The organism is Pantoea sp. ICBG 828, from assembly GCF_002928355.1.
GTDB lineage: Bacteria > Pseudomonadota > Gammaproteobacteria > Enterobacterales > Enterobacteriaceae > Pantoea > Pantoea dispersa.
Window position 1 is genome coordinate 754268 of sequence record NZ_POWN01000001.1, and the last position, 12752, is coordinate 767019.

Sequence of the window (12752 nt, forward strand, 5' to 3'; positions counted from 1 at the left end):
ATGACCTGAATAAGGGTCATGCGCCAGGCATTGCACTTATCGTAGCGGCGCAATTTATTGCGCGATGAATCGCACCGCTACAACTGCAATGCGGTGTTCACCCTCAGCTCTTCAGTTTCGGGTCCAGCGCGTCGCGCAGACCGTCGCCCAGCAGGTTGAACGCCAGCACGGTGAGAAAAATCGCCAGGCTGGGGAAGATCGCCACGTGCGGTGCAATCACCATATCGGCGCGCGCTTCGTTGAGCATCGCGCCCCACTCCGGCGTCGGCGGCTGTGCGCCCAGGCCGAGAAAAGACAGGCTGGCGGCGGTGATGATCGAGGTACCGATACGCATGGTGAAATAAACCACAATCGACGACACCGTACCGGGCAAAATGTGACGCATGATAATGGTCCAGTCGGAGGCACCAATACTGCGCGCCGACTCGATATAGGTCTGATGTTTCAGCACCAGCGTATTGCCACGCACCAGACGGGCAAATGCCGGAATACTAAAAATCGCCACTGCCACAATCACGTTGCTCATGCCACTGCCCATGATCGCCACCACCGCGATCGCCAGCAGAATGCCGGGAAACGCAAACAACACATCGCAGATGCGCATGGTGATGCGATCCCACCAGCCTTCGTAATAGCCCGCCAGCAGCCCCAGCACGGTGCCGATCACCGTGCCAATCGCCACCGAGAAGAAGCCGGCGATCAGCGAAATGCGCGTCCCGACCAGCACCCGACTGAAGATATCGCGTCCAAGTGAATCGACGCCAAACAAATGCATCCACGACGGACCTTCGTTGAGCCGGTCGTAGTCAAAATAGTTTTCGGCATCAAACGGGGCGATCCACGGGGCGATAAACGCCACCACAATCAGCAGCAGCACAAATGCGCCCGCCAGCAGCGCCACATGCTGACGGCGAAAGCGCCGCCAGAATTCACGCCACGGCGTGCGAACCCGGTTTTCCGTCATCAGCGGCAGGGATTTCAGTGCCGCCTCGCGTCGCCAGTTCTTCAATTGCGACTCCTTACCTGTAGCGAATAGCCGGGTTGATCGCCGCGTAAAGCATATCGACGATCAGGTTAATCAGAATGAACTCCAGCGAGAACAGCAGCACCTCGGCCTGAATCACCGGGTAATCGCGCATCTCCACCGAATCCACCAGCAGACGGCCCAGTCCGGGCCAGTTAAACACCACTTCCACCACAATCGAGCCGCCGAGCAGAAAGCCGAACTGCAGCCCCATCATGGTGACCACCGGAATCATGGCATTGCGCAGCCCGTGTTTGACCACCACCAGCGATTCGCGCACCCCTTTGGCACGCGCGGTGCGCATATAATCTTCCTGCATCACCTCAACGAACGAAGCGCGGGTAAAGCGCGCCATCACCGCGGCCACGGCGGCACCGAGCGTAATTGACGGCAGAATGTAGTGCTGCCAGCTGTCGGCGCCCACCGTTGGCAACCAGCCGAGCTCGACCGAAAAGACCTGCATCAGCAGCATGCCCAGCGCAAACGCCGGGAAGGAGATGCCGGAAACCGCCAGCGTCATGCCGATGCGGTCCGGCCAGCGATTGCGCCATACCGCCGAAACGATGCCGATCGCCATGCCAAACAGTACCGCCCACACCATGCTGCTCAGCGTCAGCCACAGCGTAGGAAAAAAGCGCGCGGCAATTTCGGCAGAGACCGGCCGCTTTGACACCATCGACTGACCAAAATCACCCTGTAAAGCATTGAGGATAAAGTGCCAGAACTGCTGAATCAGCGGCTGATCGAGCCCCAGCTCCTGACGCACCAGCGCCACCACTGAGGCATCCGCTTCCGGTCCGGCAATCAGGCGCGCCGGGTCGCCCGGCAGCAGATGCACGAACAGGAACACCAGCACTGCGACAATCAGCAGCGTGGGAATCAGCCCGAGCAGGCGTTTAAGAAAATAGTTGAGCATGCGAAATCCCGCGCAGCATCGGCCAGCCCCGTAAGGCTGGCCGCGTCTGTTACTTCAGATCCGCCTCATCAAAATTGAATGAGGTATCGGGCATGACGTAAAAACCGGTCAGGTTTTTATTGTTCGCAGACAGCAGCTGCTCCACCACCAGCGGAATCCACGGGTGATCGTTCCAGATGCGGTCCTGCGCGTCTTTATACAGTCTGGCTTTCTGGTCGCGATCGGTGGTCTTCAGCGCATCCGCCAGGTCTTTATCCACCTGCGGGTTGCTGTAGAACGCGGTGTTGAAGATCGCCGGTGGCCACGAGCTGGTGGCGAACAGCGGCGTCAGCGCCCAGTCGGCTTCGCCGGTGGAGGCTGACCAGCCGGTGTAGAACATGCGCACCCCGCTCTCTTTCTGCCCTTTACTCTCTACTTCCGCCGCGCGCTGGCCGGCATCCATCGCCGTGACTTTTACCTTCACGCCTACCTGCGCCAGCTGCTGCTGGGTGAACTGCAGCACTTTCTGCGCGGTGCTGTGGTTATGCGATGACCACAGCGTGGTTTCGAAACCGTTCGGGTAGCCCGCTTCCTTCAGCAACTCGCGCGCTTTGGCCGGATCGTATTTGATGGCCGGATAGCTCTGGGCAAAATCAATGCGCGGCGGCACGATGCCGGTGGCTGGCGTGGCGTAACCGGCAAAGGCCACTTTCGCCAGCGCCTGGCGATTGATGGCGTACTCCAGCGCTTCGCGCACTTTCGGGTTATCGAACGGCTTTTGTGTCACGTTGAGGCTGATGTAACGCTGCATGATCGATGGTGTGGTCACCACATCCAGCTTGCTATTGCCCTGCAACAGTTTGGCCTGCTCTAACGGCACCGGGAAGGCAAAGCTGGCCTCGCCGGTTTGCAGCATCGCCGCGCGGGTGTTGTTATCCACTACCGGACGCCAGGTAATGCTGTCGAGCTTCGGATAGCCCGGCTTCCAGTAGCCCGACCATTTCTTCACTTTGACAAAGTCGGTCTGGTTCCAGGTGTCAAAGACGTAAGGTCCGGTGCCTACCGGATGGAAACCGATGTCCTTGCCATATTTTTTCAGCGCGGTTGGCGAGATCATCACCGCAGCCGGGTGCGCCAGATTGTTGATAAACGCTGAGAACGGCTGCTTCAGGGTAATTTTCACCGTGGACGGATCGACCACTTCGGTAGTGGCGATATATTTAAACAGGTTATAGCGCTTGAGATGGTTGTCCGGATTGCTGGCGCGGTCGAGGTTGACCTTCACCGCTTCGGCATTGAAATCCGTGCCATCCTGGAATTTCACGCCCGGACGCAGTTTGATGGTGTAAGTCAGCCCATCGCTGCTGGCCTGATAGCTTTCGGCCAGCACGTTGACCAGCTTCATGTCTTTATCGAAGCCGAACAGGCCCTGATAGAAAGACTTGGCCACCGCCTGCGACAGCGTGTCGTTGGCGTCGTACGGATCCAGCGTGGTGAAGGTCGACGCCACGGCAATCACCGCATCTTTGGCCGCCCAGGCGGGCAGCGCCAGCGCCGAACTCAACAACCCGGCAGTGATGACCCCTTTTCGCATGATATGGTGCATCGTTATCGTTCTCCTGTAGTCCCTGTCTTGCGCGCCCTGCACAGAGGGCGCGGTTGGTTGCTGCTCAGGCGCCGCTAATGGCATGGCGGGCGACAAAATGGCCCGGCGCCACTTCCAGTAACGGTGCCACTTCCGGCTCATCACCCAGCGGGCGAATCGGGCTGGGGATCTCATCGACCATCAGCGCCCGCTCGCGGTGCCGATGCGCCGGATCGGCCACCGGCACCGCGGCCATCAGTTTTCTGGTATAAGGATGGCGCGGCTGTTCGAATACCGCCTGACGCGGCCCCATCTCCACAATCTGTCCGAGATACATCACCGCCACGCGATGGCTGATGCGCTCCACCACCGCCATGTCGTGGGAAATAAACAGGAAGGCGATGCCAAATTCACGCTGTAAATCCAGCATCAGATTGATGATCTGCGCCTGAATCGACACATCCAGCGCGGAGACGGACTCGTCGGCGATCACCACTTTAGGATTGAGCGCCAGCGCGCGTGCGATGCAGATACGCTGGCGCTGACCGCCAGAAAACTCGTGCGGGTAGCGCTGCGCGTGTTCGGGTAGCAGACCGACGCGTTCCAGCAGCCAGGCGACGCGTTTCTCTGCCTGCGCGCGCCCCATGCTGCGATGCACCAGCAGCGGCTCCATAATTGAAAAGCCGACGGTAAGGCGCGGATCGAGCGACGCATACGGATCCTGAAAGATAAACTGAATATCGCGGCGCAGCGTGGCCAGCGCCCTGCCCTGCAGTGCATCAATGCGCTGGCCGTCAAAGGTGATGCTGCCGCCCTGGCTGGCGACCAGCCGCAGCAGCGAGCGTCCGGTGGTGGATTTGCCGCAGCCGGACTCGCCCACCAGCGCGAGGGTTTCGCCTGCATAAAGATCGAAACTGACTTTTTCCACCGCGTGGACGCGACGCTTCACCCGATTGAGCAGCCCGCCGCGAATATCAAAGCGAGTAACCAGATCGCGCACCTGTAAAATCGGCGGACGATCGTGACGCACGGTATCCTGCGGCGTGCTGGCTTCTTCGCGGCCGTTGGTATGCAGTAGCGGAAACTTCGCCGGCAGCGGCTGGCCGCTCATCGCCCCGAGCTTTGGCACGGCCGCCAGCAGCGCGCGGGTATACGGCTGCTGCGGCGCGTCGAAAAGCTGCTGCACTGGCGCGCGTTCAACCACATCGCCGCGATACATCACCTGCACGCGATCGGCCATCTCCGCCACCACGCCCATATCATGGGTAATAAAGATGACGCCCATCTGCATCTCTTTTTGCAGCACGCGAATCAGCTGCAGAATCTGCGCCTGGATGGTGACATCCAGCGCGGTGGTCGGCTCATCGGCAATCAGCAGCGCCGGCTTGCACGACAGCGCCATGGCGATCATCACGCGCTGGCGCATACCGCCAGAGAGCTGATGCGGATAGCGCGACAGCACATTGTGCGCTTCCGGAATGCGCACCAGATCCAGCATGCGTCGCGCTTCGGCCTGCGCCTGCTGGTGACTTTTCCCCTGATGCAAACGAATAGATTCGGCGATCTGTTCACCGACGGTGAACACCGGGTTGAGCGACGTCATCGGCTCCTGAAAGATCATCGCCATGTCCGCACCGCGCACCCGGCGCATCTGGCTGGCGGACGCCCGCATCACATCCAGCACCTCGCCGTTGCGCCGCCGCAGCAGGATTTCACCGCTGACCGCGCCGCCGGCCTGTGCAATCAGACGCATCAGCGCCAGCGACGTCACCGATTTGCCCGAGCCCGATTCGCCCACCAGCGCCAGCGTTTCTCCACGGTGCAGATCGAGTGAAAGCTGCCGCACGGCGTCCGTCACGCGCCCTTCATGCTCAAAGCGCACGCAGAGGTCGCGTACCGCCAGCACCTGCTGCGGCGCAAACTGCTGCTGTAGATCCGTCATGCCTGCTCCTTAGCTGTCGCGGTAAATCGCCACCTCAACCTCGCCGCCCACATAAGCGAATCCGCGATACATGCCTTCGCTATTAAACGGCAGCGCCACGTTGCCGTGGGCATCAACGGCTATCAGCCCGCCGCTACCCTCCAGCTCCTGCACTTTGTCATGAATCACGCTGGCGGTGGCCTGTTGCAGCGAACGACCGCCATATTCCATCTGCGCTGAGACATCGTAAGCCGCCAGCGTACGAATAAACACTTCGCCGGTACCGGTACAGGAGACTGCCACGGTGGCGTTGTTGGCATAGCAGCCGGCGCCCGCCAGCGGTGAATCGCCGACGCGGCCCGCCTGCTTGTTGGTCATGCCGCCGGTGGAGGTGGCGGCCGCCAGATTCCCCTGCAAATCGAGCGCCACCGCGCCCACGGTGCCAAATTTGCGATCCGGGTCCAGTGGATCGCTCCCCTGCGCCGCGCCATCATGATCCAGCAGCATTTGTTCGCTGCCCAGCGCGCGCTGCAGTTGCTCCCAGCGTTCTGGCGTCGAGAAGAAATCAGGCTCGACCGGCGTCAGCCCCTGTTGCGCGGCAAAGGCTTCCGCCCCACTGCCAATGAAGAGCACGTGCGGACTGGCTTCCAGCACTTTACGCGCGGCAAGAATCGGATTGCGGATCCGGCTGACGCCAGCGACGGCGCCGATATCCAGCGTACGGCCATCCATCAGGCTGGCATCCAGTTCATGGGTGCCCTGATGGGTGAACACGGCCCCTCTGCCGGCATTGAACAGCGGACACTCTTCCAGCAGCCGCACCGCTTCGGTCACGGCATCCAGCGCGCTACCGCCGCTGGCCAGAATCTGCTGGCCGGCGCTGACAATCGCGGCCAGTTGCTGACGATAGTGCTGCTCTTTTTCGGCGCTCATTGCCGCACGCGTAATCGCGCCGGCGCCGCCGTGAATTGCGATAACTGCTTTAGCCATAACCGTTACCCTGTCAAGGAATCAGAGCCAAAAACACTGATTTAGAATGGTTTTCATCTTTTTTTGGCAATTTTCGACTATAGAAAGCCCCTCCCTGCTTGTAAAGCAGAAAGTGTATCAGCGGTCATAACCTTTTAATGTGGATTATGCTTTTTTGTGAATTAAGGGAGAAAACGCACCAGCTTTAATATTATGGCTGGCGCGCTTACGTCTGGCACCGGCAAGGCAGTGAACAACCTCTTTGCCCTTACTTTTTATGTGGCTTCAGTGCCGGTTAAAAATCGGGTAAGTTAAAGGCCCATTCATGAAAAGGAATATTCAGTGGAAGATGAAAAAGGGGTAAGGATTGCACTCTCCCCGGTGCAGTTGGCTGCCGTCCTTTCAGATCGCAGCGTCAGCGAGGGTGAAACGACCAGCAACCGCATTTTTGGAGGGCTCGGGCTCGCTGGCGGGGTGATTGAGCTTTTTGGTGCTGGCGCACTGTGCGTCGTGCCTGAGCCCACCTTGCTGACCAAAGCTGGCTGCGTCTTTGTCGGCACTCACAGTCTCGACACGCTTCAGGCCAGCCTGCGCCAGGTATGGACTGGCAAACAGGTCGCTACCGACACGTTTAATTCGGCCGTGGCACTCGCAGAATCGCTCGGCGCTGACCGTCAGACCGCCATGAATGTCGGCCTGACGGTAGATATCGCCATTCCAATGGCATTTGCCTTTGCAGCCGGAGCAGAGCGCGTCATCGCGGTGCGTGCCGGGCGGGTCAAAATCGCCGAGCATGAGTCGCTTTCAGGGCGAGCACCCGGTGGGCACACGATTGAGCGACATATCGGCAAAACGCCGGATGAGCTGCGGGAGAGGCTTCGTAACCGGCCTCGTCTCGATGAGGCCAGTAGCTTTAAGTCTCTGAGCGAGGCGGAAGCACTGATCAGTAAGGTGCTGGCAGATAATAAGCATCAAATTCAGATGTGGGTGAAAAATATCCCTCCAGGCTTGCAAGCCCGTATGCGCCTGAGTCGGCGTTTTTCACATCCGGTTGGTATAGTCGTGAGTAAAGGGCGTGAAGAGGTTGAGACCTGCTACGCCGTTCGCGTCATACTGGATTTTAAGCCCTACAACGGCAAACCTTACTTTATCATTACCGCTTTCCCGGAGTTATGATGGACCGTATCAGTATCAGTGAACTGGATAATTTTATTGGCATCTGGTTTGGGCAGGATTATGACTTGTTTGAGCCGGGTGATGAGATCGAGCCCAAAATCGAGGCGTATATCAGAGAAGCGCATAAAGGAAACCTGCACGCCATGCTGGCAGACATCGAGCTGTTTCTGGCAGAGTGCGATGACGTCGAATCTGATTTCCGTGACCGCTATAAAAGAGAGTTTGTTCCGGCCAACTGGGATACCACTGCGGGCGCGTTTCTGTCACTGGTGCATAAGAAAGTATCTGCCGCACTCACATCATAACTTCAGCACGGTTGTTAACATGACTATCACTCTCAGTCTGAACAAATCATGTTCGCCGGCGGATTCGTCACCGCGCACTAATTTCCATTCCCTTTGATCTCGCATGTGACTCAGCCGACAACAGCCACCATAATAGGCAGCATTCGCCTTTAACCCTACAGAGATGGACATGGAACCTTTTACCGCCGGACTGATTTCCCTTGAAGACGCGCAGCAGAAAATGCTGCAGCAGCTGCAACCGATTAGCGATTGCCTGAGTGTCGCGCTGGCCGATGCCGCCGGGCGCATTACCGCGAAGCCGGTGATTTCGCCGCTGGACGTGCCGCCGTTCGATAACTCCGCGATGGACGGCTACGCGCTGCGCCTGAGCGACCTGTCCGCTGACCGCGTGCTGCCGGTAGCGGGCAAAGCGTTTGCCGGCGCCTCGTTTGATGGCGAGTGGCCAGCCGGCAGCGTGATTCGCATCATGACTGGCGCACCAGTCCCCGCCGGCTGCGACGCCGTGGTGATGCAGGAGCAAACCGAACCGCGTGACGGCGGCATTGTTATCACCGCGCCAGTGCGTGCCGGGCAAAATATTCGCCGCATCGGGGAAGATATTCAGGCCGGTAAGCAGGTACTGGATGCCGGCGTGCGGCTCGGTGCCGCCGAGCTGCCGCTGCTGGCGTCGCTGGGTATTGCGGAGGTCAGCGTGCTGCGTAAGCTGCGCGTGGCCATTTTCTCCACCGGTGACGAACTGCAGGCGGTCGGCCAGCCGCTGGCTGAGGGCCAGATTTATGACACCAACCGCTTCACCGTGGCGCTGATGCTGCGCAAACTTGGCTGCGAGGTGATCGACCTTGGCGTGATCGCTGATGATCCCGCGAAGCTGCGCCAGGCCTTCAGCGAAGCCGATCGCCAGGCCGATGTGGTGATCAGCACCGGCGGCGTTTCAGTGGGCGAGGCGGATTTCACCAAAGCGATGCTCGAAGAGCTGGGCGCGATTACCTTCTGGAAACTGGCGATCAAACCCGGCAAGCCGTTTGCCTTTGGCCGTCTGGCCAACAGCTGGTTCTGCGGGTTGCCTGGCAATCCGGTGTCGGCGGCCGTGACCTTCTATCAGCTGGTGCAGCCGCTGCTGGCCACGCTGACCGGCCAGACCACGCGCATCATGCCGCTGCGCCAGCGCGCGCGCGCAACGCAGCGTCTGAAGAAAGCGCCGGGCCGGCTCGATTTTCAGCGCGGCATCCTCAGTCGCGGCGATGATGGCGTACTGGAAGTGCGCAGCACCGGTGCGCAGGGCTCGCACGTGTTCAGTTCCTTTGCGCTGGCCGACTGCTTTATTGTGCTGGAGCGCGATCGCGGTGACGTTGAGCCGGGCGAATGGGTTGATGTCGAGGCCTTCAACAGCCTGCTGGAGGGCTAATGCACACAGAGCTGAGCGATGAAGAGATGCTGCGCTACAACCGGCAGATTGTGCTGCGCGGCTTCGATTTCGACGGCCAGGAACGGCTAAAAGCCTCACGGGTGCTTATCGTTGGCCTGGGCGGACTGGGCTGTGCCGCCGCGCCCTATCTTGCCGCCGCCGGCGTCGGCCATCTGACGCTGCTGGATTTCGATCGCGTCAGCCTGAGTAATCTGCAACGCCAGATCCTGCACAACGATGCGCGCATCGGCATGGCAAAAGTCGCCTCGGCCCGTCAGCAGCTGGCGGCACTCAATCCGCACTGCACGCTGGAGCCGATCGATGCGCAGCTGGATGAAGCCGCGCTCGGCGAACTGATCGCGCGTCACGATGCGGTGCTGGACTGCAGCGACAATGTCACCACGCGCGAACAGGTGAACCGCGGATGTTTTCAGCATCGGGTGCCGCTGATCTCCGGCGCCGCCATCCGCATGGAAGGCCAGCTCAGCGTGTTTACCTGGCAGCCCGGCGAGCCCTGCTACCGCTGCATCAGCCGCCTGTTCGGCGAGCAGACGCTGAGCTGTGTCGAAGCCGGCGTAATGGCTCCGCTGGTCGGCGTGGTAGGTGCGATGCAGGCGATGGAAACGCTGAAGGTGCTGAGCGCCTTTGGCCAGCCGGCCAGCACGCGACTGCTGATGTACGATGCGATGAGCGCCGAGTTTCGTAGCCTGAAAGTGGCGCAGGATGCGCAATGTGAAGTGTGTGGCCAGCGTGAGGAATAACGTCAGGGCGTGACATAAGCGTCAGGTATTGCTGAGCGGCGCAATTTATCAGGCGATAAGTTGCGCCGCTGATGAGGGCGGCTGCTAAACGGCTACGCCGTTAGACGATGCCCTGGCTGCGCAGGTAATCTTCGTAGTTGCCGGTGAAGTCAACGATGCGATCGCCTTTCATCTCGATCACGCGCGTCGCCAGCGAGCTGACGAACTCACGGTCGTGCGAGACGAAAATCAGCGTGCCTTCGTACATCTCCAGCGCCATGTTCAGTGACTCGATCGACTCCATATCCAGGTGGTTGGTCGGTTCGTCCATCACCAGGATGTTTGGCTTCTGCATCATCAGCTTGCCAAACAGCATGCGGCCCTTCTCACCACCGGACAGCACTTTCGCTGGCTTCTTGATGTCGTCGTGGCTGAACAGCAGACGACCAAGAATACTGCGCACCGCCTGTTCGTCGTCGCCTTCCTGCTTCCACTGGCTCATCCAGTCGAACACGCTCAGGTCGTCAGCAAAATCTTCGGCGTGATCCTGCGCGTAGTAACCAATGCGCGCATTCTCCGACCATTTCACCGTGCCGCTATCCGGCTGCAGTTCGCCGACCAGCGTTTTCAGCAGCGTGGATTTACCAATACCGTTGGCGCCGAGGATGGCCAGTTTCTCACCCACTTCCAGCAGCAGGTTAAGATTTTTAAACAGCGGGCCGTTATCAAATCCTTTGCTCAGCGCTTCCACTTCCAGCGCATTACGGAACAGCTTTTTATCCTGCTCGAAACGAATATACGGGTTCTGACGGCTGGAGGCTTTTACCTCATCCAGTTTGATTTTATCAATCTGCTTCGCGCGCGAAGTGGCCTGACGCGATTTTGAGGCGTTGGCGCTAAAGCGGCTAACGAAGGATTGCAGATCGGCAATTTGCGCTTTCTTCTTGGCGTTATCCGCTAATAAACGCTCGCGCGCCTGGGTCGCCGCAGTCATATATTCGTCATAATTACCCGGATAAACGCGCAGCTCGCCGTAATCGAGATCCGCCATGTGCGTGCACACCATATTCAGGAAGTGACGGTCATGCGAAATGATGATCATGGTGCTGTCACGTTCGTTCAGCACCTGTTCCAGCCAGCGGATGGTATCAATATCCAGGTTGTTGGTTGGTTCATCGAGTAACAAAATATCCGGGTTGGCAAATAACGCCTGCGCCAGCAGCACACGCAATTTCCAGCCTGGGGCAATTTCACTCATCGGACCGTAATGCTGCTCCACCGGAATGCCCACGCCGAGTAATAATTCCCCGGCGCGCGATTCTGCACTGTAACCGTCCATTTCACCGTAGGCGACCTCAAGGTCGGCGACTTTATAGCCTTCCTCTTCGCTCATTTCCGGCAAGGCATATATGCGATCGCGCTCCTGCTTCACCGCCCACAATTCCTGGTGACCCATAATCACGGTATCCAGCACGCTATATTGCTCGAAAGCAAACTGATCCTGGCGAAGCTTACCGATGCGCTCATTGGGGTCGAGGGAAACATTTCCGTTAGTCGGAACCAGGTCGCCGCCCAGTATTTTCATGAAGGTCGATTTACCGCTGCCGTTCGCACCGATTAAACCGTAACGATTACCGCCGCCAAATTTAACGGAGATATTCTCAAACAGTGGCTTACTGCCGAACTGCATAGTGATATTGCTGGAAACTAACACGGCATTGACCTTTGTTACGCAGTGGAGGAAAAAACAGCGGGCATTATGCCAGAAGCGGCCTGGATGAGCCACCTCTGCACCCGGATACGCAGAGGCAAGGCGGAGAACACCTTGTTGCCAGAGGTAAAATAATTGCGACCGCGCCGGACAGGTTATCCACGGCGCGGGAAATGAGCCGCCGCCCGTGCCCGGAGCGAGGCCAATAAAAAAGCCGGAGACGCTGACGCCCCCGGCTCCCGCTTACAAGGATTGTGCAGATTATTTGATCAGGAAGCTGTCGAGGCTTTTACCTGCATCCAGCGCTTTTTTAATCGCAGCTGGGGTACGGCCCTGACCGGTCCATGATTTCTCTTCACCGTTTTCGTCGGTGTAAGAATATTTCGCCGGACGCGGCGCACGCTTGGCGCGTTTTTTACCGGTTTCCAGTGCACCCAGTAATTCGTTCGGGTCGATACCGTCTGCCAGCAGCATTTCGCGGTATTTAGACAGCTTCTCTTCTTTTTCGCGGTTCTGCGCTTCTTCCGCTTCAACTTCGTCGCGGCGCTCAGTTACCACGACGGTTAATTTTTCCAGAATTTCTTCCAGATCGCTCAGTGGTAGTTCACGAGCCTGTGCACGTAATGTGCGAATGTTGTTCAGAACTTTAAATGCGTCACTCATCACAATGTCCTTGCTTAAGGGGGTTAAATAAACTGTAGTGGCAAGATTACCCAATTCAAATAAAAAAATAAATTAATTTTGCAGACCGGATTAATCCGAATGGATTAGCCTATTCCAGTCAGGCGCGTTTAAACCCAATGTGCGGCGTGAATTAACGGTGAATTAACATCAGCGGTTCAGTACCACCGGCTGGACTGGAATCGATTTCATTGCTTATTCACGCGTAGGAAACAAGCGCTTAGCACTTATTGTGCGCTGAGGCAGTAGTCAGCATAAAGGTAAAAAAACATTAATAGTGTAAGTAAAATCCGTTTTTAACGCGGATGGCATTAGCGTCACAGATGCGAGCAATATCTCA

General features: G+C 58.2%; 11 protein-coding genes. 4 read left to right on the forward strand and 7 right to left on the reverse strand.

The window, feature by feature from the left end; translation table 11 throughout:
- Nucleotides 1-103: 103 nt before the first annotated feature.
- The 5 genes from gsiD to C1Y43_RS03625 form a co-directional block, all read right to left on the reverse strand.
- A complete protein-coding gene (gsiD, locus tag C1Y43_RS03605) occupies nt 104-1009 on the reverse strand; it encodes a glutathione ABC transporter permease GsiD (RefSeq protein WP_058757796.1) in 906 nt (301 codons plus the stop codon).
- 10 nt (nt 1010-1019) lie between these two features.
- Nucleotides 1020-1940 carry a glutathione ABC transporter permease GsiC gene (gene gsiC, locus C1Y43_RS03610; protein WP_058769519.1) on the reverse strand — a complete coding sequence of 307 codons (921 nt, stop codon included), beginning with the start codon at nt 1938-1940 and terminating at the stop codon, nt 1020-1022.
- Nucleotides 1941-1989: 49 nt separating this feature from the next.
- A complete protein-coding gene (gene gsiB, locus C1Y43_RS03615; RefSeq protein WP_104187021.1) occupies nt 1990-3525 on the reverse strand; it encodes a glutathione ABC transporter substrate-binding protein GsiB in 1536 nt (511 codons plus the stop codon).
- 64 nt (nt 3526-3589) lie between these two features.
- The gene (gsiA, locus tag C1Y43_RS03620; RefSeq protein WP_104187022.1) at nt 3590-5446 is read right to left on the reverse strand and encodes a glutathione ABC transporter ATP-binding protein GsiA; all 1857 of its coding nucleotides are present in this window, start codon (nt 5444-5446) and stop codon (nt 3590-3592) included.
- Between the two features lie 9 nt (nt 5447-5455).
- Nucleotides 5456-6415 (reverse strand): isoaspartyl peptidase/L-asparaginase family protein, encoded by a 960-nt coding sequence (locus C1Y43_RS03625; protein ID WP_058769516.1) that lies wholly within the window; start codon nt 6413-6415, stop codon nt 5456-5458.
- A gap of 321 nt (nt 6416-6736) precedes the next feature.
- On the opposite strand from C1Y43_RS03625, the gene C1Y43_RS03630 reads away from it, so the two are divergent.
- From C1Y43_RS03630 to moeB, 4 genes are all read left to right on the forward strand, one after another.
- A complete protein-coding gene (locus tag C1Y43_RS03630; protein WP_104187024.1) occupies nt 6737-7570 on the forward strand; it encodes an RNase A-like domain-containing protein in 834 nt (277 codons plus the stop codon).
- On the forward strand, nt 7570-7875 hold the full coding sequence (locus C1Y43_RS03635) for a contact-dependent growth inhibition system immunity protein (protein ID WP_021508405.1): 306 nt from the start codon (nt 7570-7572) through the stop codon (nt 7873-7875). Before C1Y43_RS03630 ends, C1Y43_RS03635 begins: the two co-directional genes overlap by 1 nt.
- A 169-nt stretch (nt 7876-8044) precedes the next feature.
- Nucleotides 8045-9280 carry a molybdopterin molybdotransferase MoeA gene (gene moeA, locus C1Y43_RS03640; RefSeq protein ID WP_276557053.1) on the forward strand — a complete coding sequence of 412 codons (1236 nt, stop codon included), beginning with the start codon at nt 8045-8047 and terminating at the stop codon, nt 9278-9280.
- The gene (gene moeB, locus C1Y43_RS03645; RefSeq protein WP_104187027.1) at nt 9280-10041 is read left to right on the forward strand and encodes a molybdopterin-synthase adenylyltransferase MoeB; all 762 of its coding nucleotides are present in this window, start codon (nt 9280-9282) and stop codon (nt 10039-10041) included. Before moeA ends, moeB begins: the two co-directional genes overlap by 1 nt.
- 100 nt (nt 10042-10141) lie before the next feature.
- On the opposite strand, the gene C1Y43_RS03650 is transcribed toward moeB, so the two are convergent.
- Both C1Y43_RS03650 and C1Y43_RS03655 read right to left on the reverse strand, forming a co-directional pair.
- Nucleotides 10142-11734: an ABC-F family ATPase gene (locus C1Y43_RS03650; RefSeq protein ID WP_104187028.1), complete on the reverse strand. Its 1593-nt coding sequence runs from the start codon at nt 11732-11734 to the stop codon at nt 10142-10144.
- A 258-nt stretch (nt 11735-11992) separates the two neighbouring features.
- On the reverse strand, nt 11993-12394 hold the full coding sequence (locus C1Y43_RS03655; protein ID WP_021508409.1) for an H-NS family nucleoid-associated regulatory protein: 402 nt from the start codon (nt 12392-12394) through the stop codon (nt 11993-11995).
- Nucleotides 12395-12752 lie beyond the last annotated feature (358 nt).

Excerpts from the sequence above, each read along its gene's own strand:
- gsiB (WP_104187021.1), bottom strand. The coding sequence starts at position 3,525 with ATGCACCATATCATGCGAAAAGGGGTCATCACTGCCGGGTTGTTGAGT.
- C1Y43_RS03655 (WP_021508409.1), bottom strand. The coding sequence starts at position 12,394 with ATGAGTGACGCATTTAAAGTTCTGAACAACATTCGCACATTACGTGCA.
- gsiC (WP_058769519.1), bottom strand. The coding sequence starts at position 1,940 with ATGCTCAACTATTTTCTTAAACGCCTGCTCGGGCTGATTCCCACGCTG.
- moeA (WP_276557053.1), top strand. The coding sequence starts at position 8,045 with ATGGAACCTTTTACCGCCGGACTGATTTCCCTTGAAGACGCGCAGCAG.
- C1Y43_RS03635 (WP_021508405.1), top strand. The coding sequence starts at position 7,570 with ATGGACCGTATCAGTATCAGTGAACTGGATAATTTTATTGGCATCTGG.
- gsiA (WP_104187022.1), bottom strand. The coding sequence starts at position 5,446 with ATGACGGATCTACAGCAGCAGTTTGCGCCGCAGCAGGTGCTGGCGGTA.
- C1Y43_RS03625 (WP_058769516.1), bottom strand. The coding sequence starts at position 6,415 with ATGGCTAAAGCAGTTATCGCAATTCACGGCGGCGCCGGCGCGATTACG.
- moeB (WP_104187027.1), top strand. The coding sequence starts at position 9,280 with ATGCACACAGAGCTGAGCGATGAAGAGATGCTGCGCTACAACCGGCAG.